This window comes from Polyangium fumosum (genome assembly GCF_005144585.1).
GTDB classification, from domain to species: Bacteria; Myxococcota_A; Polyangia; order Polyangiales; family Polyangiaceae; genus Polyangium; species Polyangium fumosum.
The window spans coordinates 1-22,206 of the sequence record NZ_SSMQ01000119.1 but is presented as its reverse complement, the minus strand read 5'-3'; the positions used below and the strand labels follow the sequence as shown (position 1 = coordinate 22,206).

At 70.1% G+C, this 22,206-nt stretch carries 20 protein-coding genes; 11 read left to right on the top strand and 9 right to left on the bottom strand.

Features of this window, described 5'->3' with window-relative positions; all coding sequences use genetic code 11:
* The first annotated feature begins 995 nt into the window (after nt 1-995).
* Nucleotides 996-1,832 carry a hypothetical protein gene (locus tag E8A74_RS49370; RefSeq protein WP_136936169.1) on the top strand — a complete coding sequence of 279 codons (837 nt, stop codon included), beginning with the start codon at nt 996-998 and terminating at the stop codon, nt 1,830-1,832.
* A gap of 11 nt (nt 1,833-1,843) precedes the next feature.
* Here the strand turns inward: E8A74_RS49370 and E8A74_RS49365 are convergent, their stop codons facing one another.
* A complete protein-coding gene (locus E8A74_RS49365) occupies nt 1,844-2,923 on the bottom strand; it encodes a hypothetical protein (protein ID WP_136936168.1) in 1,080 nt (359 codons plus the stop codon).
* Nucleotides 2,924-2,925: 2 nt separating this feature from the next.
* Complete coding sequence (locus E8A74_RS49360) at nt 2,926-4,350, bottom strand: cytochrome ubiquinol oxidase subunit I (RefSeq protein WP_232380090.1); 1,425 nt, start codon at nt 4,348-4,350, stop codon at nt 2,926-2,928.
* A gap of 161 nt (nt 4,351-4,511) precedes the next feature.
* Between E8A74_RS49360 and E8A74_RS49355 the strand changes: the two genes are divergently transcribed.
* Nucleotides 4,512-5,624, top strand: a complete 1,113-nt coding sequence (locus E8A74_RS49355; protein WP_136936166.1) for an SUMF1/EgtB/PvdO family nonheme iron enzyme — start codon at nt 4,512-4,514, stop codon at nt 5,622-5,624.
* Here the strand turns inward: E8A74_RS49355 and E8A74_RS53630 are convergent.
* On the bottom strand, nt 5,610-6,140 hold the full coding sequence (locus E8A74_RS53630) for an RNA polymerase sigma factor (RefSeq protein WP_170229977.1): 531 nt from the start codon (nt 6,138-6,140) through the stop codon (nt 5,610-5,612). The two genes, E8A74_RS49355 and E8A74_RS53630, sit on opposite strands and share 15 nt — an antisense overlap.
* Nucleotides 6,141-6,414: 274 nt before the next feature.
* Between E8A74_RS53630 and E8A74_RS53625 the strand changes: the two genes are divergently transcribed.
* The 5 genes from E8A74_RS53625 to E8A74_RS49325 all read left to right on the top strand — a co-directional run bounded on the left by E8A74_RS53625 (nt 6,415) and on the right by E8A74_RS49325 (nt 9,389).
* Entirely contained in the window at nt 6,415-6,897 is a 483-nt protein-coding gene (locus E8A74_RS53625) for a hypothetical protein (protein WP_170229976.1), read from the top strand.
* 27 nt (nt 6,898-6,924) lie between these two features.
* Nucleotides 6,925-7,401: a hypothetical protein gene (locus tag E8A74_RS49340; RefSeq protein ID WP_136936163.1), complete on the top strand. Its 477-nt coding sequence runs from the start codon at nt 6,925-6,927 to the stop codon at nt 7,399-7,401.
* 115 nt (nt 7,402-7,516) lie between these two features.
* Entirely contained in the window at nt 7,517-7,996 is a 480-nt protein-coding gene (locus tag E8A74_RS49335; protein ID WP_136936162.1) for a hypothetical protein, read from the top strand.
* Between the two features lie 128 nt (nt 7,997-8,124).
* The gene (locus E8A74_RS49330) at nt 8,125-8,574 is read left to right on the top strand and encodes a hypothetical protein (RefSeq protein WP_136936161.1); all 450 of its coding nucleotides are present in this window, start codon (nt 8,125-8,127) and stop codon (nt 8,572-8,574) included.
* 146 nt (nt 8,575-8,720) lie between these two features.
* The gene (locus tag E8A74_RS49325) at nt 8,721-9,389 is read left to right on the top strand and encodes a hypothetical protein (protein WP_136936160.1); all 669 of its coding nucleotides are present in this window, start codon (nt 8,721-8,723) and stop codon (nt 9,387-9,389) included.
* Between the two features lie 19 nt (nt 9,390-9,408).
* On the opposite strand, the gene E8A74_RS49320 is transcribed toward E8A74_RS49325, so the two are convergent.
* Nucleotides 9,409-12,561 (bottom strand): AAA family ATPase, encoded by a 3,153-nt coding sequence (locus E8A74_RS49320; RefSeq protein ID WP_170229975.1) that lies wholly within the window; start codon nt 12,559-12,561, stop codon nt 9,409-9,411.
* A gap of 227 nt (nt 12,562-12,788) precedes the next feature.
* Here E8A74_RS49320 and E8A74_RS49315 point away from each other — a divergent pair, with 227 nt between their 5' ends.
* Nucleotides 12,789-13,361: a GNAT family N-acetyltransferase gene (locus tag E8A74_RS49315; protein WP_170229974.1), complete on the top strand. Its 573-nt coding sequence runs from the start codon at nt 12,789-12,791 to the stop codon at nt 13,359-13,361.
* Between the two features lie 12 nt (nt 13,362-13,373).
* Here E8A74_RS49315 and E8A74_RS49310 read toward each other — a convergent pair whose 3' ends face one another.
* Genes E8A74_RS49310 through zwf form a run of 4 tightly spaced genes read right to left on the bottom strand, consistent with a single transcriptional unit; the run spans nt 13,374 to nt 17,861 of the window.
* Nucleotides 13,374-14,438: a glucokinase gene (locus E8A74_RS49310; RefSeq protein WP_136936157.1), complete on the bottom strand. Its 1,065-nt coding sequence runs from the start codon at nt 14,436-14,438 to the stop codon at nt 13,374-13,376.
* Between the two features lie 56 nt (nt 14,439-14,494).
* Nucleotides 14,495-15,235 carry a 6-phosphogluconolactonase gene (gene pgl, locus E8A74_RS49305; RefSeq protein ID WP_136936156.1) on the bottom strand — a complete coding sequence of 247 codons (741 nt, stop codon included), beginning with the start codon at nt 15,233-15,235 and terminating at the stop codon, nt 14,495-14,497.
* Nucleotides 15,232-16,272, bottom strand: coding sequence for a glucose-6-phosphate dehydrogenase assembly protein OpcA (locus E8A74_RS49300; protein ID WP_136936155.1), 1,041 nt, complete (start codon nt 16,270-16,272; stop codon nt 15,232-15,234). The genes pgl and E8A74_RS49300 overlap by 4 nt, the downstream gene beginning before the upstream one ends.
* Entirely contained in the window at nt 16,269-17,861 is a 1,593-nt protein-coding gene (gene zwf / locus E8A74_RS49295) for a glucose-6-phosphate dehydrogenase (protein WP_136936154.1), read from the bottom strand. The genes E8A74_RS49300 and zwf overlap by 4 nt, the downstream gene beginning before the upstream one ends.
* Before the next feature lie 130 nt (nt 17,862-17,991).
* Here zwf and E8A74_RS49290 point away from each other — a divergent pair, with 130 nt between their 5' ends.
* The 3 genes from E8A74_RS49290 (at nt 17,992) to E8A74_RS49280 (ending at nt 20,412) form a co-directional block, all read left to right on the top strand.
* The gene (locus tag E8A74_RS49290; RefSeq protein ID WP_136936153.1) at nt 17,992-18,471 is read left to right on the top strand and encodes a DUF433 domain-containing protein; all 480 of its coding nucleotides are present in this window, start codon (nt 17,992-17,994) and stop codon (nt 18,469-18,471) included.
* 220 nt (nt 18,472-18,691) lie between these two features.
* Entirely contained in the window at nt 18,692-19,984 is a 1,293-nt protein-coding gene (locus E8A74_RS49285; RefSeq protein WP_136936152.1) for a hypothetical protein, read from the top strand.
* Nucleotides 19,985-20,085: 101 nt separating this feature from the next.
* On the top strand, nt 20,086-20,412 hold the full coding sequence (locus tag E8A74_RS49280) for a rhodanese-like domain-containing protein (RefSeq protein WP_136936151.1): 327 nt from the start codon (nt 20,086-20,088) through the stop codon (nt 20,410-20,412).
* 7 nt (nt 20,413-20,419) lie between these two features.
* Here the strand turns inward: E8A74_RS49280 and E8A74_RS49275 are convergent, their stop codons facing one another.
* A complete protein-coding gene (locus E8A74_RS49275) occupies nt 20,420-21,853 on the bottom strand; it encodes a carotenoid oxygenase family protein (RefSeq protein WP_170229973.1) in 1,434 nt (477 codons plus the stop codon).
* Between the last annotated feature and the right edge of the window lie 353 nt (nt 21,854-22,206).

The following is a 22,206-nucleotide window of genomic DNA, read 5'->3' as shown; positions in this document are numbered from 1 at the left end:
GGCAAGTCTTCGGGAGGTCCCCCCGGCTCCGTCACCATCAGTCGCGGCCTGGAACGCCTAGCTCCCGCAGCAGAGATGCTGCGCGTCCTCAGGGAGAATGGGCTCGTAAGATGAGACCAGTGCTCAGCACCCGGGGCTGTCCACCCCGGGACCCGGACCAGCGCAAGCGCTGGACTCGGGGTCGATGAGCTGCGCGGAGCGCAGCTCATCGAACGGTCGCAGGAAAGACGGGGGGCCGTCCTGCCGGTCGACTGGGGAGCGCTGCTGGTTTCGCGGGTGCGTCGGCACGCCCCCCAAGAGCTGCGATCCCCGCGCCGTTGCTCTCGGGCATCTCGACAGACGGCGTCGGCCCTCGTCCTCGGCTGTTCGGCGCCGCGACAAGCGCACATTGCGGCCATCGGGTATCGGTCATGGAGCCGAACAAGGCGCGTCCGCGCGGCAGGGGAAGTGTCTCGCCGCGGGACACGGAGCGAGGCGTGTTCCCCGGGGGAGGTCGAGCCCAAAGACACGGGCCGGTGGCGGCTGACGGTCCTTGTCGAGCTGCTGGACACGGACCCTCGGCCGTCGATGGAGCTTGTCGCGGAGCCGATCGATCCGCGTCACAGGCCAACGTCAGGAACCAGGAAACGTCCCTGGGCCGGTCGCCTGTCGAAGGCACCTGTCACGCCGCCGAACACGCGCCGTCGACGGCCGAGGACACGTGTTCGGCCCGATTCCATGCCTCTACTCCTCCCGCCACCGCGTGGTTGAGCATGGGTCTCCGTCCCGCGCGTCGCACCAGGGCGCTGCCTTGCCGGTGGACTCCGCAGCGCTGCTGCCTTGGCTGGCAGGATCGCCGCCCGTCTTGCCCTGCGGCTGTTCGATGAACTGCGCATCGCGCAGTTCATCGAGCTTGGGTCCAGCCCCTGGCTGGTCCGGGTGCAGGGGCGGACAGCCCCTGCTGGGGCCTGGGGCAACGCCCCAGCGCAACGGCCTCGTGCTAGCGTGCCGGCCCCATGGCCATGGCTCACGCGCTCGACGACTTGCAAAAGGCCCGCACGGGCGGGTGCCTCCTCCTCCGCGACAATACCTGGAGTGATTGCGCCATCGATGGCATGCGTGGTGATTTTCGACGCCTCACGGCGCAGGGCACGCGGGGCTTTTGCCATGTGAATGCGGGGCGCCACCACGTTGTCACGATGCATGAGGACGAGCCTATCGTCCTCGATCTCGTCCTCTATCCTGGTGAGACGCTCGTCCGTAGGCTCGACGTCGACGAGCGGGAGTTCGTCCTCGATGATGCCGAGACGGAGAAGAAATACCTTGCGCTTGCTGCGGGGGGGGGCCGTGGGGCCATGGCGAGTGCGCTCGTCGATTATGAAAAGGCGATCGTCGCGGCGCGGGGCCACGCGCACGAGCTTTTGCCTGACGAGGTGGGGCGGCGCGTCGGCGGTGCCTTTGTCTCGGCTGCGGAGCAGGCGGTGCTTGGGGTCGATCAGGGCGTGCTGATGGAGCGGACGTACAAGGCGGGCCTCGAGCTCATTGGCCACGTCATGCTTTTTTCGCACATCCAGAAGCTCGTGGGCCTCTTCTCCATGTCGGCGTCGAAGCATGCCATGGAGGGGCATTACGAGCTTGCGGCGCGGGTCACGCTCCTTGGCCTCTCCGTTCTTCCGGGGGAGCCCTGGCTCCTCGACCTTTTGGCGAACCTTTATTCGGATGGGGGTGCGCCGGTCTCGGCGCTTCCGTTCAGCGAGGAGGCGCTCCGGCGCGCGCATGTGCTCCCGGAGAAGCTCGCCCAGCAGCTTCGGGCGAGCCATGCGGAGATCTCCGCTGCGGCGCGGGGAAGTTGACGGGCGCCTGATCAGACGGCAGGCCGTTCGGCCCGCGTGAGCGCCGTCCGGATCGCCCAGACGGCGAGGATCGCATTCACCAGGAAAAAGCCGAGGAAGAGCCATCGGCCCGAGACCTGGGCGGCGCGCGCGTGCTCCGGGTAAAGCGCCGCGAAATCGACGGCCGTGATGCGCAGGACCTCGCGCACGACCGTCGTCCCGAGGATCACGACGAAGAGCCCCGCCGACGCGATCCCGAGCCATGTCCCTCGGTTCGCCTCGGCGCGATGCAGCCCGACGAACCCCACGCCTTCCACGACGACGCCGACCAGCGCTGCCGCGAGCCACGGCATCGCCATGGGACCGACCGCGTGCGCCCGCGCGGCGGGGCCCACGAGCATCGCGTATCCCGCCGCGCAGGCCCCGGCGACGACGAGCCCGCCGAGCCCGATTCGCGCGACGCGCTGGAACGTCGCCTTGTCCACCGCGGCACCCGCGCGCTCCCGCCGATGGAGCTGCCAGCCGAGAAGCGCCGCCAGCGTCGGCAGCGCGCCGAGCGTCCAGAGGAGCATACGCGGCAGGATCTCGCGGTTCTCGTAGATCATCGACTTCGACGCGTACATCGGCGCCCACGCGCCCTCATTCCGCGCGAGCAGGTAGTTTTCGGTCCACGAGAGCGCGGTGAACAGGAACGTCGCGAGCGCCCCCGTCGTCACCAGCACCCGGAGCCGCGGCCGCGCCTTCACGAACGCCGTCTTCTGCGCGTAGAGCAGATAAAACCCGACGATCAGCGCCGGCAGGATCAGCATCCAACGATGGAAGAGCAGGAGGTTCGCCGTGTAAAACGCCTTCTTGTAGAGGATCTGGATGAAGAGGAGCGGCGCGATCCCGGCCGTGATCGCCGCCGAGAGCGCGAACGGGAGCCAGTCGCGGAGCAGGTCCGCGAGCACGTCACTCGTCCCTGCTTTGCCGCGGATCTGCCGGACGAGGAGGACAGCCGTCCCGGCGAGCACGTAGTTCATGAACACCACGTGCGAGACGAGCGTGAGCACGTACGTCACGAGGTAAAACGTGGTCGGCCCGGGAAAACCGAAGGGGAAGGGGGCGTCCATGGTTACCTCTTTTTCTCCGCGGCGGTCGTGTAGCCCGGCGCCGTCCCCGCCTCGTCGAGCCAGCGCTTGATTTGCGCGCGCGTGGCCGGGTCGCTCGTGACCTCGAAGTCCTTGGGCCGCGAAGCCGATTCCCACTCGATGAACCGCACGAGCGCTTCGAGCTCCTCCGGCGTGCCGGCGAAGGGCGGCATGAAGGGCTTCGTGTGCTGGAGCTTCGCCACGTTCAGCCGCGTCTGCTCCGCCGTCCACGTGCCCGCGAGGTGCACGATGCCGTTCACGCCGCCCACCGTGTGGCAAACGCTGCACTGAAACCGGTAGACCTTCGCCCCGAGGCGCACCTGATCGTTCGGGTAATCGGCCGCGTCCCGCAGCGGGTAGGGATCCCCGGTGACCGAGCCCTTCTCCCGCATCGTCACGATTTCCGCGGGCGTCATCGCGTTCGAGTAGAGCGTCTCGCGCACGGTGAAGGGCTTGCGCGCGCCCTCGCGGACGAACTCGCCGCCCGCGGTCGCCGCGAACCCGAGCACGAGGAGCAAGGACGCGGTCGCGCTGTTGATGTAGAGGCGGCGCAGGAGCAGGCCGAAGATCGCGTAGAGCCCGACGAGCAGCGAGGCGCCCGCGCCGAGGCCGAAGAACATGCTCATCGCGGGGCTGCCGCCGAGCACCCAGCTCCGGCTGTCCTTCGGCATCGCGAAGAGGTACCAGGCGCCGAGCAGCGGCATGAGCGCCATCGGCGCGAGGAGCTGCGCCGCCCGATGCAAGAGCTCCTTTTGCTCGTCCCGTTCGAGCGAAGGCGAGGCGCTGATGACGAGCGCCGCGACGAGGGCGGCGATGGCCATGGCCGCGAACGTGCGGAAGAAGAGCGAAGGCCAGAACGTGGGGTTGAAGAACCCGGCCCAGAGGTCGCCGCTCTCGAGCCAGGCGCCCGGCGTGAGCTGCCACGAGAGAATGCCGTTGATCCAGAACAAGCTGAACCAGGCCGCCGTCGTGTAGAGCCCGAGCAAGAAGAGGCGCGAGCGCCCGTCGAGGCGATCGCCATACCGGTAGAAGCAATACCCGGCGATGACCTCGAGCGCGAAAAACGTCCACTCCGTGGCCCACACCCAGTGGAACGTGTCGACCATGAGCCCGATCGTGCGCGGACTCGTCTGGATCGAGGTGAACCACATGCCGACGCCGGTCAGGGCGCCGACGACGAAGCTCACGAGCACGAGCAGCTTGAAGTAGCCGCTCGTGAACTTCCGAGCCGACGCGAGCTTTCCTTTGCCCGAGAGCCACTCGAAATACGTCATCAGCACGCCGCCGCCGATCGCGAACTGCGCGAGGAAGACGTGGAAGATGCCGAGTCCCCCGATGACCAGGCCCTTCATGAGCGGGCCGAAATCGTTCGTGGGATAGTACGGGACGCCGATCGATGAGGGTTCCACGATGACGAGGACGATGTAAGGGGTGCCTTGCGCCCTTTTCAACGGCAAAGTTGCCGCATCCCGGCGCATCTTCCGCGGCAGGTTGCCGCGGGGCGCGGCGCGCGCGTGCTCGATCGTCCGAGCATCTCCGTTCGTCCCGGGACCTGCTATCGTGCGCGCCCGTGCTTGCCCGGTGGTTCGTCCTGGTCGTCGTCGCCCTCGCCGCGCTCCTGAGCTGCAAGGCGAGCTCGAACGACGAGCAAAAGCCCGCGCCGCGCCCGAGCGCGTCCGTCGTGTCGCCTCCGGCGCCGATGCCGGAGGGCGGGGTCGGGCCGGCGAGCGAGACGCGGGAAGATGCGGGCGCGGCGCCGGACGTGGCGCTCGTCGACGATCGGCCGCTCCACCACACGACGCAGGAAGAGCTGCTCGCGTTGGTCTCGATCACGCCGGGGAAGAAGTGGCGCAAGCGGGATCCGGGCGAGTTCTTGCGGCGGTACGTGGGGCCCGAGGGGCCGGGACAATCGAACCAGGGCAACCCCACGCTCGCGCGGCACGTGATCTCCCGGGCGTCATGCCTCGAAGGGCTGCGCGGCGTCACGCTGCAGACGGAGGCGCAACGGGAGGCGTGCGGCGGGCACGAGAACATGGTGCCGATCTACGCGGGCGGCGACGCGGAGAAGGCGAAGACGTGCATCGACGTCTTCGAGTATCCGAACCGCGCCTGCGAGCTGCCCATGGTGTGGGTGCCGCCGGCCCACGCGGCGGCGTTTTGCGAGATGCAGGGAAAACGGCTCTGCACGCAGGACGAGTGGGTCCTCGCCTGCCGCGGCGATCCCGGGGGAGGGGAGCCGAGCACCTACGCCTACGGGAGCGAGCTCGACCTCGACATTTGCAACACCCACAAACCCGCGGCCAAGTGGTCGGACAAGCCCTGCGATCCGCGGACGATCGACACGACCTGGGCGACGTGCGCGACGAACACCGAGCCGTCGGGCGCGTACCCGCGCTGCCGCTCGCGGTTCGGCGTCTTTGATCAACACGGCAACGTGGCCGAGGCGATGACGCGCTTCGATCCCGAAGAGGACAAGGTGGTCTCGCAGCTCAAGGGCAGCGCGTTTTTTTACGTCGACGTGGCGCGGAGGCTCGACGAGCCGCCGCGGCGCGAGGTGTACGCGGACCACTGCGCGCACGATCCCCGCTGGCACGTGCAGCCGATCCGAAAGGCGTTCCACGTGAACTACCACCTCGGCTTTCGTTGCTGCTACGCGCGCGGCGGGCGCTCACCGGCGCGATAGCCGCTCGAGGCGGGCGCGCGCCCCGCGCCCGAGCGTGGTGAGCCGGCGGAAGGCCACGTTGCGGGTGATCCCGAAGCGCGCCGTCAGCTCGTCGAGCGTCGCGTTCTCGAGGAAATACGCGACGAAGAGCGCGCGCTCCTCGTCCGTCATGGGAGCCAGCGCCGCGCGGACGAGGCGCGTGGCGTGTGTCTGTTCGTCGATGGCGGATCCGGGCGCCAGGGCCAGGTCGAGCCCGCGGTGGCCGAGTTCCTCCACCCGATGCCGGCGGAGGCGGAGGAAGTTCTGGCCGAGCTGCCAGGTGATGCCTTCGAGCCAGGCGCGCTTGCGCCCCTCCGAGGCGTCCTCGACCTCGTGCCAGCGCGTGAGGGCGACGAAGAAGGCATGCTGGACGAGATCCTTCGCGTCCTCCGGCAGGACGCCCATGCGGCGGAGGCGGCGGCGAAGGGAGACGACGGCGTGCGCGTAGAGCCAGGCTTGCTCCTGCGCGAACGGATTGCGGGGAGGAAGAGGGGCCACGTACCGAAATGTCTTCAGCGGGAGCGCCACCTTAGAAAAGATGAGGTTTTTGCGCGGGCCGAATTCGGAACCCAGCTCGCCGAAATTGTCCCATAAATAGCGGTTGGGGGGGAAACGAAGTGCGCGCCTCTTGCGCAGCGGTGGCGGTGTGGCGTGGCGTGCGTGCGTCCGGTCGTACGGCAGGCGGATTGCTTTTCCTTGGGGTGACCCCAGGGCGGCGACGGACCGTAGGTCGACATGGCTCCGGAGCGCCCTCGAACCCGGGAAAGAAGCCATGAAACATGCAATCCGCCTGCTGACCTTCGCGACCCTGGCGGGGGCCACGATCCTGACCGCCAGCGGCGTGTGCCGCGCTCTCGAGATCGGTGGAGGCGCCATTCGCGCCGATGGTTCCCTCGTGATCGTGTTCTGGGACGACGCGGTCCCCAAAAATAGCCCGATCCGGTACACGATGAGCGCGACGGGCAAAGCCGTATTCGTTTGTGGTCGCCTCGACGGCGTCCAGGTGTTCCCGAGCATGCGCTCCACGGTCGAGCTCAACGTCTCCGCGGTGAACACGATCGCATCGAACGCATTGGGGGAGGTGGACGGCCTCCTTTCCACCGAGCCCCTCGCGGTCCCCGTGCTCCGGTGCCCGACGGGGTACGGGCCGCGGCTCGCGTCGGTCCACTACGACGCGCTCAGCATCGGGAGCTTGCACGGGACCAAGGTCGGTCCCGAGATCTCCTTGGATTTCATTCCGCTCGATAGGCCCTGATCTCTTCTCGTTGCCAGGAGGTACATCATGAGAAAGCTCATCCGACCCACGTTGTGCGGGACCGTGGTGGCCGCCGCGAGCCTCGCTTGCGGGCCCGAGGCCCGCGCCGCCCTCGAGGTCGCCGCGGGCTCCATCGGGCCCGACGGCGCGCTTTTGCTCGAGTTCCGCGAGCCGGACGTCCCGGCCCGCCGGTCCATCCGATACATCGTCATGTCCAGAATGACGGCCGTCTACGTCTGCGTCACCAGCAGCGGCGGTGCGGTCCCGGCGATGCGCGCCACGGTCTCGCGCCACGTCCTGGAAGTCAGGCCGTTCGATTCGAACCCCGCGGGGGCGGTGGAAGGGACGATCATGACCGCTGCGCCGGACGCCCCGCCGCTCGCGTGTCCCGTCAACACAGCGCTCACGATCGCCGCGGTGCGATACGACGACATCAGCGTCGTCAGCCGACATGGGTGGGCCGCCGTTTCCCCCATCTCCTGGGAACCCATCCCGCTGCCCTGAGTACGTCTGCACGGCAAACAAATTGCTTTCGTATGGACGTGACACGGGCGGTATCAGAGGGAGCCCTCACGGCGTCCGCCGCCCTTTCACCAGGAGAGACGTCATGAGATCGACCATGCGTTCCGTTTTGCTCACGGCCATTGCGGGCGCGACGATGCTCGTTGCAGGGCAGGCCAGCGCTCTCAGTCCCGAGCGGGTGCGTGTGACCAGCCGCGGGGGGCTCGAGGTGACGTTCAACGACTCCGCCGAGCGAACCACGCAATATACCTACGTGCTCAGCTACAGTGGAATGGGCGAGTTCACGTGCTCCACGGCGGACGCACAGCCTCTGAGCCTCCCCCAGTTCACGGAGGAACGCAGCATCAGCGGTTCGGCGTCCGTGGAGGTATGGACGAACATAAGTGGGCGCCTGCCGACCACCACCATCACGACCGATCCTCCGGAGCCGCCGGAACTCGATTGCCCCGCTGGGTACGACCGGCGACTCCGGGTCGTGCGTTACCAGAACATCCGTTTGGAGAGGGTGGGAATCCCGCCGGGGGCCACCAACGTGCCCGGCACGTCGCGCGAAATCTTCCTGCTACGAACGCCCTGAATGCCCGCGGGTGTCCAGACCGGTGCCTCTCGGGTGCCTCGGGCTGGACGCCCGTCCCTCCCGGATCTCGACAGTTCCCTTGCATGGAGGAGCGTATGAAAAGCACGACGCGACCGAGGGCCGTCGCAATGTCGACGGCTGCCACGATCCTCGCGATCGGGGCGGAGGCCAGCGCGGCCAGGATCCTCAGCACCTCGGTCAGCCCGATGGGAGAGCTCCAGGTTCTCTTCGAGGATCGTGAACACCGCAACGAAACGCAAACCTACACGTTGGCAGCCACCGTCTCGGCCTTCTTCGTGTGTGCCACCGACGGGGTGATACAGCCATCGCCCGAGCTCCAGGACGTGATCGTGAGCAACCGCCGCAAGCCTTTCGAGCGGATCTTGCTCGACGGAGCAGGGCGTCCGGGGGCTCCGTTGACCCTCTCCATTGCGATGGAGGAGGTGGAGCTCGACTGCCCGGCCGGATACGATCCGCGGATTGCGGAGATTCGATACAGCAGGATCCGCCTCTTCAGCAACGGCGGGCCCGCGGCGCTCGGCAGGGACGCGTTCCGCACCCTGCGCATCACGCATTAGATCGAACGGCGCGCGGGGGGACGATGCCCGTGAGCCGCGTGGACGGTGCCCCGAGGCAGGCAAATTGCTTTGGTCGGACGGTGACGCGGGCGTTGTCGCCCGGGCGCGATCGACGTGGCCCTGGCGCCCGTGCATCGGAGGACCCCATGACGATGACGATTCATGCCATTGGCCTCGCCCTCGCGACGAGCCTCGCCCTCCTGACGAGCACCGGAGTCGCCGGCGCCGTCGAGATCGTGCGCACGGACGCGAACGAGTTCGGCAATCTCGAGATCTTCTTCGCGAACGGCGAAGCGCAGGCCAAGGTGACCTTGGAGGCCGATTACTCCTTCGAGGCCCATGTCGAGGCTCTTTGGATATGCGGAACCCCGCAGGGGGACATGCTCGTCTCCGCGGAGTACAGGAAGATCATGCAGAGCACCCTCCGCGATCGCGTGCCGCTCGAGGCGACGTCCGAAGAGCGGCTCGTCTCGCTGGATCTCCCCGCGCATTTCGTCATTCAAAAAGGGAAGCTGTACTGCCCGAGCGGATACAGGCCCATGCTCGTCACCGTCCATTACAACCAGATCCAGGCGTCCATCGAGGGCCAGCCAGCCGCGGAAGGTCAGCCCGTGTCGTGGGTGGACGATACGTTCAAGGATCGAATCCGCGCGCGCCAGACCCGACGCGGGACCCTTCAGGTCTCGTTCATGGCCAGGCGCATGACCAAGAGCGTGGCCAAGAGCGCGTTTGGCGCGGCCGAGATGGTCGAGCTCGGTACACCGAGCGAAACGGAGGCACCGGGGGACGACGCCCTCGAGGCGCGTCTGGAATAATCCCGCGGAACCCGCCGATTCAACACGATCCCACCATTGCCTCGAGCTCCAAGAAGAGCACATGCCCCGCGCGGTCCCCCGCCACGATGGACCGCGCCCCCGGCCCCGCCACGAGGGCCTCCACCGGCGCACGCACCACGAGCCGCGCCACGCATGCGCCGGTCGCGAGATCCCAGACCCGGATCGTCCGGTCCTCCGACGCGCTCACGAGGTGCCGCGCATCCCCGAGCCACGCGAGCGCACCCACGGGCGCCCGATGCCCGGCGAGCACGCGGACCACCCGCCCCGCGCCCAGATCCCATACCCGGATCGTGTGATCCTCCGACGCGCTCACCAAAAAGCCGCCGTCGGCCGAGATTCCCACCGCCCGCACCGCCGCCTCGTGCCCCACGAGCTCGCCGACCTGCGCCCCCGCGTCCACGTCCCACAACACGACCTGCCCATCGGCGCCGCCCGTCGCGAGCCGGTTGCCCACGAGCGCCCCGCAGAGGGGCTCTCCGCTGCCCGTCCCGTAGGTCCGCACCCGCTGCCCCTCCGTGAGATCCCACGCGCCGAAGGCCCCGCTCTGGCTCTTCGTGATCACCCGCGTGCCCCGCGCATCCACGAGCAGCGGCGCGCACGACGGGACGCCCTCACGCCCGAGCGACATCGTGCCCGGCCCGCGCCCCGGCAGATACGAGATGACCCACGTGAGCTGCCCCGTCGCGACGTCCCAGACGCGGAGCGAGCCGTCGACCGACGCCGAGATCACGCGCCTGCCGTCCGGCGTGACGGCGACGCCGTGCACCCACAAGGCATGCCCTTCGAGGACGGCATGCAGCGCGCCCTGCCGCGCGTCCCAGATGCGCAGCGTGTCGTCGAACGAGGCCGAGACCACGAACGAGCCGTCCGGCGTCGCCGCGAGCGCGCTCACCCGCTCGTGATGCCCCTCCGAGACCCCGGGCGCCTCGTTCGCCGCGAGATCCCACGCACGCACCGTACGATCTTCGCCGCCGGACACGACGGTCCGCCCGTCCGGCGTCAACGCCACCGCCTGGACGCCCTCCGCGTGGCCGTAGAGGACCCCGCGCGGGATCCGCGCGTCGAGATCCCACACGCGCACCGTGTGATCCCACGAGCCCGAGGCCAGGAAGCGCCCGTCCGGGGTCATGGCCACGCTCGTCACGCCGTCGGCGTGGCCCGCGAGGAGCTCGGGCGGGCTGTCTTCGAGGGGCGCCCAGCAAAGCACGGCGTCCTCGTGCGAGGCCGCCACGAGGACCCGGCCCTCCGTCTTCATCGCCACGGCCGAGCGCGGGGCGCCGGGCGCGTCGAGCGCCTTCCCGACGCGCCCCGCCTCGACCTCCCACAACCACAACGCCGCGTCGTCCCCGCCCGCGGACACGCACGACCGACCGTCCGCCGTCACCGCCACGCCCTGCACGCCGCCCACGTGCCCGTGCAGCGTCCGGACGAGCTCGCCGGTCGAGAGGCTCCACACGCGCACGGTCCCATCCTCGGAGGCCGACACGACCCTGCCCGCGTCCTCCGCGAGCGCGACCGCATGCACCCCGCCCGTATGCCCGCGCAGGTGCCGCGTCACCCGCGCCGTCGCCAGATCCCACACGAAGAGCGATCCGTCCGCCGCCCCCGACGCCGCCGTGCGCCCGTCCGCCGAGACCACGACCGCGCGCACGGCCGACACGTGCCCCGTCAGCACGACGAGCGCCTGCCCGGCGTCGAGATCCCACACGCGCACCGTCCGATCGTCGGACGCCGAGAGCGCGAGGCGCCCGTCCCGCGTGACCGCGACGGCGTTCACCTTCGCCGCGTGCCCTTCGAGCACACGCACGGAAGCCTCCCCGCGGCGGCTCGTCCTCGCCCGGACCCGGATCCACGGCGAACGCCGCGCCGCCAAGGCCCCGTCGAACGCCTCGGCGAACTCCGCCCCTTCGAGCTCCTCGGCCCGCGCCCGGAGCTGCTGCAAGAAAAACGCGGGCTCGCGCGGCACGTCCCAGCCGACGAGCGCGTTCGCTTCGAGCTCCAGCGCGCTGCGCATCGACGCGACCCCCCGGACCCCCGCCGCGCAGGTCGAAGAGGCCCGCACGTCCGCGAGCACGGCCGTGAGGCCCCGCTCGGCGACCTCACGCTCGATGTTCCCGAGGTCGCCGAGCGCGCGTTCGAGGTGCGCCGCCGCCTGGGCGCGGAGTTCGTTTCGGAAGACCGGATCGAGCGCGCCTTCCACGAACGCCCGCACGTCCGGCCAGAGCCGCGCCTGGCCGGCCTCGTCCACGTCCACGAGGTTCGTCGCCGCGAGGGCCCGGAGCGCCGCCCGGGTCGGCTCCGCCCGTCGCCCTGTCAGCCAGCCGAGCCGCGCCGCCGGCACGAGCGCCTCGCCCTTGCTCATCGAGAGCAGCGCGAGGAGCCGCCGCGCCTCGCCTTCGGGCACGTCGTCCCACCCGAGCTTCAGCACGGCCGCGCGCGCCTCCGCGACGTCCGCGCCCGCGAGCCGCCGCGCGAGCTCCCCGGCCGAGCGATCGGGGCGCCGCGCGGTCCAGCCCGCCGCGATCGACATGAGGAGCGGATCCCGCGCGAGCGCCCCGCATACCCGCCGCGCAGCCCCCACCTCCTCCGCGTCGCGCATCGCCACCCCGGAGAGCAGGAGCTCGACCGGCGCCTCCTCCGCGAGGGGGCCGAGATCAAACGTGGGGAGCACGAGGTTCCCCGGCGGCGCTCGCATCGTGAACAAAACCCTGCACGCGAGCTCCGCCGGGTCGAACCCGAGCACGCGCGCCGAGAGCGCGCCCGGATCCGGGACGCCGTCGATCACGAGCAGCGCGTCCGGCCGGAGGCGCAGGTGCTTGGCGAACGCCTGGACGAGCAGCCTCCTCCGATCGGAGGGCGGCCCCTCGGCCCGGAGCCCGATCGCCGTGGCGAGCGCCGCGAATCCCTCGTCGCAGCCCGAAGGCGCGTCGACCCCATACACGCCCCCTGGATACGCGTGCTGGTATCGATTCGCATAAGCGAACGCGAGCGCCGTCTTTCCGACCCCGGATCGCCCGCAGACGCCAATCGCGCGTTCTTCCCCTTGCAGCACCGCGTGCAGGAGCTCGAGCTCCCGCGTGCGTCCGACGAAGGCCGGCCCGAGAGGTCGGCGAACGAGAAATGGCACGGGCGCAAACGAGCGAATCGGCATGCGTTCACAGCGCGGACATGGGAATGCGCCCGCGTCGCCGTCATCATGCCCTGGTCCCGCGCCTCCGTCGAGAGCCGCGAAGCAGAATCGTTGGATGTGCAAGCATTGGACAAACGATTCGCAAAGCATGGCGTCGTGGACCTGTACGCCAATGGTGGAACCGGGAGGCCGCCTCGGCATTCACGCCCGCTCGCGCGCGCGTCCGTGGATCCTGTATCTTTGCCCCCGTGCTTCCCCTCCGCGCCATCTTCCCGGGCAAGCGCGTCGCCCTGCGCGCGCCCCGCGTGTCGGACGCGCCTCGTATCGTCGAGATTCGCACCCGATCGCGAGAATTCCTGCGGGCCTGGGTGCCCGTTCCCGGCCCGGACGAATTCGACGTCGACCTCGCGCGCGCCCGTATCCTGCGGGATCGACGCGATATCCGCGCCGATCGTCACTACCGGTTCTGCATGACCCTCGGCGAGGACGGGCCCGTCATCGGTCGCGTCGCCCTCACCCAGGTCTTCCGCGGCATCTTCCAGAACGCCTCCCTCGGCTACTGGGTCGACGTCGAGCACCATGGACAAGGCTTCACCACCGAGGGGGTCACGCTCGCGCTCGACGTCGCCTTTCGCGAGATCGGCCTGCACCGGGTCCAGGCCGCCATCAGCCCCCACAACGCCGCGAGCCTCGCCGTCGCCCGCAAGTGCGGCCTCCGGGACGAAGGCCGCGCCGCGCGCTACCTCCAGATCGACGGCGCCTGGCAGGATCACCTGCTCCTCGCCGTCACCGCGGAGGACTGGCCCGCCGCGCCGCGGTGACGCGCGCTCGTTCTACCGAGACGAGCGCTTGCGCGGTGACGCGCGCTTCGGGCGGGCAGGGGGCGCCTCGCCGTCCGCGACCAGGTCCTTCGCGATCGCCAGCGCGCCGCGCACGCCGACGAGCGGATCCGTCACCACGACGACCGGGATCTGCGCCATGAGCCCGGAGAACCGGCCTTTCTTGCGGAACCCCGCGAGGAACTGCTCCCGCCGCGCGAGCACGATGTGCCGCGCGATGTTGCCCGCCACGAAGACGCCCCCGAGCCCGAGCAACTTGAGCGCCAGGTTCCCCGCCTCGGCGCCGTAAATGGAGGCGAAGAGGTCCACCGCCTTCGCGGCCGGGCGCGACGCGCCGGACAACCCGAGCTCCGCGATCGTCGCATTCCGATCGCCCTCTTCGAGCCGCCGCTCGTTCGCCTTCGTCTCGCGCGCGCCGCGCGCCACGAAGAAATCGTAGAGCGCCCCGAGCCCGTTGCCGGAGAGCACGCGCTCGTAGCTCACGTGCTCCGGGAACCGCTTCGACAGGAACGCGCAGAGCTCGGCCTCGATGGCGCCCTGCGCCGCGAAATCCGTGTGCCCTCCCTCGGTCGGCAGCACGAGGTGCTTCGACCCGTCCCACACGAGCAGCGCCTCGCCGAGCCCCGTCCCGGCCGCGATCACGGCCATGTGGTTGCCCTTCGCCTTCGGCCGACCCTCGCCGAGCGGCACCACGACGTCCGCGGGCAGGTGCAAGCACCCGCGCGCCGCGACCGCGAGGTCGTTCGCGAGGACCACGCAATCGAGCGAGAGGCTACGCGCGAGCTTCCCCTCGTCGAGCTTCCACGAGAGGTTGGTCACGGTCGCCACGCCGTCCCGGATCGGCCCGGCCACGCCGAGCACCGCGACGGACGGGGGCGGGTGATCGGCGCTCCCGAGGAAGCTCCGCGCGATCTCCTCGAACGACCCGTGCTCGCGGCTCGGCAAGACTGCTTCGAGCAGCAACCTTTTGCCGAGGGCGTCGTAGAGCGAGAGCCGCGTCCGCGTGCCCCCGATGTCGCCGACCAGGAGCGAGCCCGTCCCACCACGCTTCTTCATCATGACCTTTCGTTGCGGTACGAAGTTCCTCGCAGGAAAGCAAGCTCTCGTGTTGGGGTTCACCCGGTCGGGTAGGCGTCCCGATCCACGAGCCAGACCACCCGTCCTTGCGCCCGGAGGAGCACGCGCGCCGGCACCTCGTCCTCGGGGCCCTCCGACCACGCCGACGCGATCGGCCGCTGCTTCGCGGCCCCACGCGCGAGAACCAGCACGGTCCTCGCCTCGCAGAGCACCGGCGCCGTGAGCGTGAGCCGCGCTTCGAGCCCCTTCGCCGGCTGCGCTCCGATCGCCGCGACGAGCCGATCGTCGATCGCCGCCGCGCCCGTCGCCGGGAAGAGCGACGCCGTGTGCCCATCGTCCCCGATGCCGAGCGTCATCACGTCGAACGCGACCGCGCTCGCCACGCCGAACGTGCGCCGCAAGAGCGCCTCGTACCGCGCCGCCGCCGCTGCGAGGTCCGGATCCTCCGCCTCCATCCGGTGCACGCGCGCCGCGGCGTCTGCCCGATCGAGCCCGAGATCCGCGCGCGCCGCCCGGAAGTTCGAGCGCGGCGAGGTCGGATCGCCCGCGCGCTCGTCCACCCAGAACCAGTCGATCCGATCGAGCGGCAGCGCCATCTGCGCGAGCTTCCGGTAGACCGGACCCGGCGTCGATCCGCCCGAGAGCGCGACCCTCGCCGAGCCGCGCGCCCGCACGGCCGCGTCGATCGCCCGCGCGACGATCTCGGCCCCGAGCGCCGCATGCTCGGCCTCGCTCTCCGCGACCGTCACCTCGAAGCGCGCCGTGGAGACCTCGCTCATCGTTCGCTCCACTGCGCCGCGAGGACGAGCGCGTCCCAGAGGACCCGATCTCCCTCCGTCGCATCGAGCGCCTTCACCAGCACCCACGCCTCGTCGCGGTGCCCGAGCGCGTGCTCGTGCGAGGTCACGCGCGCCCCGCGCCGCGTCCATGCGACCTGCTTCGGGTTCTCCAGGTCGCGCACGCACGCGAGCGAGAGCGGCTGTCCTTCGAGCGAGGCCTCGATCCACACGCCCGTGATCTGCCCCGGCGGCAGGCCCTCCCGCGGATCGTCGCGCAGCGTGACCCGCACCGGCTCCCCCTGCCGATCCCGCGCCCGATCCCGCGCCTCGAAGCCCCAGCCGAGCCTCGATCCGAGCCAGCCGAGCAAGAGCGCCGCCGGCTCGGTCGCGCCGCCCGGCGTCCGCCCCACCGTGACCTCGTGGATCGCGCCCAGCGCGGCAAGCGCGTCATCGAAGAACCGCGCCACGAGCTCGCGCCACTGGTAGGTCCGAACGAACTGGCGATCCCCCACGGGGACCGCGCCGTCGTGGAGCATCTCCACGATCCGCGAGGCGCTCGTATGCGCCGAGTCGACGATCAGCCGATCGGCCCGCGGCAGCAGCGAGGGCAGGAGCGCGCGCGGCGCCCCGCGGCCGATCTCCACGACGACCGGCACCTCCGGCAGCGCGAGCGCCGCCACCACCGAGCCGGCGCGCTCGCACGCCATCGCGCCGAACGTCATCTCGATCCAGTCGAAGCAGATCGGCGTCCCTCCGTCGAGCCGGCACGCGGCGCGCACGTCGTAGCTCACCTCCCAGGGCGCGAGGCGCCCGTCGCTCGTCAGCATGAACGCGCGCCCCGGGTGCGTGTCCGCGAGCGCGTCCGTCGTCGCGCGCGCCTGCTCCACGTCGGACGACGCCGCGACGGCCACGAAGCTCATCGTGGACGAGCGCACCTTCGTCATGGGCGCGCCGGCCTGCTCGTCCGGCGACGACCAGAAGGACGTGAGCTCCGCCTCGATCCGCGTGAGCGCCTCGCCGACCGGGAGCGCCGTCACGGCTTCCTCCACTTGTCGCCGTGCACGAGCAGCCGATCCGCCTCTCGCGGGCCCCAGCTCCCGGCCTCGTAGGTCGCGACGGGCGCGTCGTGGTCGCGCCAGCCCGCGAGGATCGGATCGATGAAGCCCCACTGCGCCTCGACCTCGTCGGCGCGCGTGAACAACGTCGCGTCCCCGCGCATCGCGTCGAGGATGAGCCGCTCGTAGGCCTCGGGCGTGCTCGATCCGAACGCTGTCCCGTAGCGAAAATCCATGGCCACGTTGCGCATCGTCATCCCGCCGCCCGGCACCTTCGTGGCGAAGCGCAGCGCGATCCCTTCGTCGGGCTGGATGCGCACCACGAGCACGTTCGGCTCGTCCTCGCCGCGGCGGATGCTCGGGGGCGGGCCGCCGTCGAGGCTATGCGGCGCGTCGCGGAAGAGCCGGTGCGGCAGCGGCTTGAAGTGCAGCGCCACCTCGGCGCACCGCTTCGCGAGCCGCTTGCCCGAGCGCAGGTAGAACGGCACGCCGCCCCAGCGGAAGCTGTCGATCCGCAGCGCCATCGCGACGTACGTCTCCGTCTTCGAGTTCGGATCCACGTCCGGCTCCTCGCGATAGCCGGGCACCCGGTCGCCACGCACCGTGCCCGCCGTGTACTGCGCGCGTACCGTCTTCTCCAGCACCTCGTGCCCGCGGATGGGCCGCAGCGCGCGCAGCACCTTCACCTTCTCGTCACGCACCGCGTCGGCGTCCCACGACGAGGGCGGCTCCATCGTCACCATCGTGAGGATCTGCAGCGCGTGGTTCTGCACGATGTCGCGCGTGATGCCGGTCTGATCGTAGAACTTCCCGCGCCCCTCGACGCCGAGCTCCTCGGCCACCGTGATCTGCACGTGGCTCACGTGCTGCCGCGTCCAGAGCGGCTCGAAGATCGTGTTGCCGAACCGGAAGACGAGCAGGTTCTGCACCGTCTCCTTCCCGAGGTAGTGATCGATCCGGTAGATCTGCCGCTCGTCGAGGCACGCGAGCAGGTCCTTGTTCAGCGCCCGCGCGCTCGCCAGATCCTCGCCGAACGGCTTCTCCACGACGACCCGCTGGTAGCTCGCGTCCGGCGCGTCCGAGGGAGGCACGACGAGCTTCGCGTCACACAGACCCCGCACGATCGCGGGCACCTCGGCCGGCGCGACCGCCAGGTAAAAGACGCGGTTTTGCCCCGTCCCCCGCTCCACCTCGAGCCGCCCGAGCTCCGCCGCGAGCCGCGTGTACGTCGCGGGATCGTTGAAATCCCCCTGCACGTACGCCATGCCCTTCTCGAGCTCGCTCCACGTCGCCTCGTCGAGCGGCTTGCGGCGCGAGAACTTCGCCACCGCGTCGCGCATCTCCTGACCGAACTCCGGCTTCGGCCGCCGCGCCACGCCCACCACCGCGAACCCGCCCGGCAGGAGCCGGCTCAGCGCGAGGTTGTAGACCGCCGGCAGGAGCTTGCGCCGCGTCAGATCCCCGGACGCCCCGAAGATCACGACCGACGCGGGCCGCACCGTTCGCTCGTCGGGCATGCCCTCGCGGAGCGGGTTTTCCTCGCCGCTGCCGACGTTCTCCGAAAACGACATGCGTTCCTCCCTCGCGGGACTCCCCGTCCCGCGCGGCAGGCTACCAGAGCCCCGACCGGCGCGGCGCAGGACGCTTCCGCTCTCCGATATCTTTGCTACCGGCGCGGCCCTGGCTACCCTCTCGCCACGTATGGCAGACGCAAGCCTCCCGCGCGTCCGGGTCCCTCATCCGCACGTGCGCTGCGACGCGAGGATCCTCGCAGGCAGCCCCCACGTCGAGGGATCCCGCGTGCCCGTCCGGCGCCTCTGGGTCTGGCACCGCGGCGGCGCCTCGGTCGAGACCCTCTTGCGCCGCTACCCGAACCTCGGCCCGGCCCGCATCCTCGACGCGCTCTCCTTCGCGTACGACAACCAGGACCTCATCGACGCCGACCTCGCCCGCGAGCAGGCGCTCTTCGAGAAACAAGGCGGCCCCTCCGTCGGCGCGCGCCCCCTCTCGCAGCTCCCGCTTCCTTTCGACGAGGCCACCCCGGACAGCGCGACCGCGCGCGCCCTGGCCCGACAGCCCATGCTCCCGGGCATGTCGCCTGCGCTCGCCCCCCTCCCGCCTGCTGTATCCGCCCCGACCAAACCGGTGGCGTCCACGACGAAGCCCGCCCGCAAACGCTAGGCACGTAGCAAGGCCCCGGCGATCCAACGGTCTTTACAGCCCGACGAGACTAGGGCAGAAGGGCGACCGTGCTGGGAGGGATCGACGCGGGGCGTCTGGGCAGCTCTTCGCCCGGTCGGACCCGCTTGCGGGACCTGCCACTCGGTGGTGACAGGCGGCATGGCGCGGAGCGCCCCCGCACACAGAGATTCGCCCCCCCGGGGGCCGGAGGGTTCGTCAGATGAGCGTCAATCGTTGGAAGTTGTTCTCCATGCCGGTCGTCGTGCTCGGCATCGCTTCGCCGCTGCTCTCGAACTGCGGCGGCAAGATCCCCGGCGTCGGCGGCGTCGAGGTCCCGGAGGCCCTCACCGAGGGCGTCGAGGCCGCGAAGGGCTGTGACGAGTTCAAGACCGGCGATTTCGGCTCCCTCGCGCTCAAGGGCGACGCGAAGGTCCAGGGCAAGATCAAGTCGTTCCTCCAGGTCTCGTACGACGTGAACAAGACCGTCGTCGACCTCGAGAAGGGCCTCATCTCGTCGTGCGGCGCGCTCGGCAAGGACCTCGGCATGAAGGAGGACGAGCTCCGCGCCGAGGCCGGCGGGGGCAAGGGCGCGGACAAGGTCTGCACCGCGGTCGCCGCGAAGGTGAAGTCGATGCTCGCCGCGAACGCCGAGGCGAAGATCTCGATCGAGTTCGATCCGCCGAAGTGTTACGCGGACGTCGACGGCATGGCGAAGTGCCTCGACGCGTGCGGCTCGCCGATCGAGCCGGGCAAGCTCGAGGCGAGCTGCTCGGGCGGCGAGGTGAGCGGCTCGTGCGACGCGCAGTGCAAGGGCACGTGCTCCGTCGAGGCGGGCGCGCAGTGCACGGGCACGTGCAAGGCGAGCTGCTCGGGCAAGTGCGAGGCCGGCTTCAAGGGCTCTTGCGGCGGCAAGTGCGACGGCAAGTGCGACGGCAAGGACGCGAAGGGCGCCGCCTGCGCCGGTCAGTGCGAGGGCAAGTGCGACGCGAAGGCCGAGGGGACCTGCTCGGGGACCTGCTCGGGCTCGTGCTCGGCCGCGTGCGAGGTGAAGGCCGCCGCGAAGTGCGAGGGGAGCTGCTCGGGCGGCTGCTCGGTCGCGTACAAGGAGCCGAAGTGCTCGGGTGAGTTCAAGCCCCCGTCGGTGGACGTCGAGTGCCAGCAGAGCTGCACGAACCGCGCGGCGGCGACGGCGAAGTGCGATCCGCCGGCCGTGCGCGTCGTGGCGAACGGCAAGGTGAACACCGACGTGCAGAAGCTCGTCAGCGCGCTGAGCCGCAACCTGCCCGGCATCATCAAGCTCTCCGCGGGCTCGGGCGCCAAGATCAAGGTCGGCGCCGAGGGCCTCGTGAAGACGGGCAAGGGCATGGTCGACGTGGTCGGCGACGCGGGCGGCAAGGCCCTCGCGTGCATCAAGGCGGGCGTGGACGCGACGGCGAACGCGACGACCTCGATCGACCTCAACGTCAAGGCGAGCGTCAGCGTGACCGCCTCGGCGAGCGCGAAGACCAACTAGTTTCCTCAGGGGGCTGCGCTCGGGCGCAGCCCCCTACGCGCGCCGCTCGGGCGGCGCGCTACCCTGGGCCAGCGCCGCTGGCTTCTTTGGATCCCCAACCATTGGTCTTCCAAATTTCTCCCCGGGAGCTCGCCGACGCCATCGCCGCCGGCAAACCCGTCTACCTGATCGACGTCCGCAAGCCGTGGGAGCACGAACGAGCGGCGCTGCCGGGCAGCCTGCTCGTCCCGCTCGACGAGCTCACCGAGCGCGCCGACGAGATCGAGCCGCCGCCCGGCGCGCTCGTCGTCGCCTATTGCCACCACGGCGTGCGTAGCCTCTCGGCCGCCGCGCTGCTCGATCGCCTGGGTCTGCCCGGCGTCGCCTCGCTTCGCGGCGGCATCGACGCCTGGTCGCGCGAGATCGACCCGAGCCTCCCCCGCTACTGACGTCGCTTCACGCGGGCACCCACGCCGCGTGGAACCCGTACGGCACGCGCCGTGGCATCCGCACGCGCGCGAGGGGCCCGCGCCCGACCTCCCGCGCGTCGAGCACGATCATCTCCGATTCCCCCGTCCCCTCGTCGTGCACGAACCCCACGACGTACCCGTCGTCTTCCGTCGTGGCGCCTGTCGACGCTTGGGGGCTTTGCTCCGGCGAGCGGAGCTGCGCCCCCAAACCCCCCGCCCGCGGAGCAAACACCATCTCGCCGCCGAAGCGGTTCTTCCCGAACACGTGCGTATCGCTCCGACCCTTGTCGAAATCGTACCGCACGACCCCGTCGATCCACGGCATCTCCGAGCCCTTCACGAAACGCGCCGCCGTGCCGAACCGGTTTTTCCTCCCCGTCAGCCGATCATCGATGCGCGTGAAATCCGCGTGTACATCGTCGATCTGCTCCTCCTTGGCCTCGCCCGTCGCGAGGTCGAACGTGAATCGCCACGCGCGCCCGCCGTTGTCGCCCTTCGTCTGCGCGGACGGCGCCCCCATCACGTCCGTATGCGCGAGCCGGCTCGCGAGCAGCACCACGCGCGAGCCCTCCTCGTAGGCATTCCACACGTGAAAGATGAAGCACGCCGGCAGCTCGAACCATCGCATCTGCGAGGCGTCGCCCCGCCGCGGCAAAATCCCGAATCGGCTCGGCCGATCCGGCTCGAAGGCGAGCGGCACCTCCCCGCGCTCCATGCGCTCCAGCCGGAACGTGTAGGGCAGGTGCAAGAAGATCGTGTAATGCTCCGTGACCGCGAAATCGTGCATCATCACGGGCACGTCGAGCGGGATCTGCACGTAATGGTCGAGCCGCCGATCCGGCCCGACGACGCCATACTTGATGTACGGCATCCAGAGCGTATACCCGAAAAACACCATCTCCCCCGTCACCTCGTCCACCTTCGGGTGCGCGGTGAACGGGTAATCGAGCCGGCCATCGAAATCGACCTGCCCCACCGTCTCCAGATCGGGCAAACGGATCTCGTGCGGCGCGCCTCCCTCCCACGTCGCATGGAGCCGCGACCCGTGGAGCGCGAACGCCGTGTTCGCCACGTTCTTGTAAATCATCCCGTGCGGCGGCTCGGCCACGTTCGGCGGCTCCGCAAAGCCGGTCCAGAGCGCCCGGTCCGCCTCGCGCTCGAACGCGAATCCCTTCGTGCGGACCCAGCGGTTCCGGTACGACGCGCGCCCATCCTCGACACGCACCGCGTGCACCATCCCGTCGCCGTCGAAGAAATGGTACCGCCCGGTCGGCGCGAACTGCGCGTTCGGGCCGTTGCGCAGGAACGTGCCTCGGAGATCCTTCGGAATCTCGCCAATCACCTGCAAATCCGGCACGTCGAGCTCGTCGTGCACCGGACCCCAGTTTCCTGCGAGATAAGCGCTCGTGACGATTTGCATGGGCTCCTCCGGCGGCGTCTCGTGCTGCGAAGGCAGGAGTAACCGCGGGCACATCGGTCTGTCAAGCCGCCCGCCCGGTTCAAAAGAAGCCGCCCTGACATGTCAGGATCCGTCTCCAGAGCTCCAGCGACGCATCCGAGCGTCGGGCGCTCGCTTTTCGGAGGCGGGGCGTTGCCCCGCACCCCAGCAGGGGGCTGTCCGCCCCCTGCACCCCGGACCAGGCACAGCCCTGAGCACTGGTCTCATCTTACGAGCCCATTCTCCCTGAGGACGCGCAGCATCTCTGCTGCGGGAGCTAGGCGTTCCAGGCCGCGACTGATGGTGACGGAGCCGGGGGGACCTCCCGAAGACTT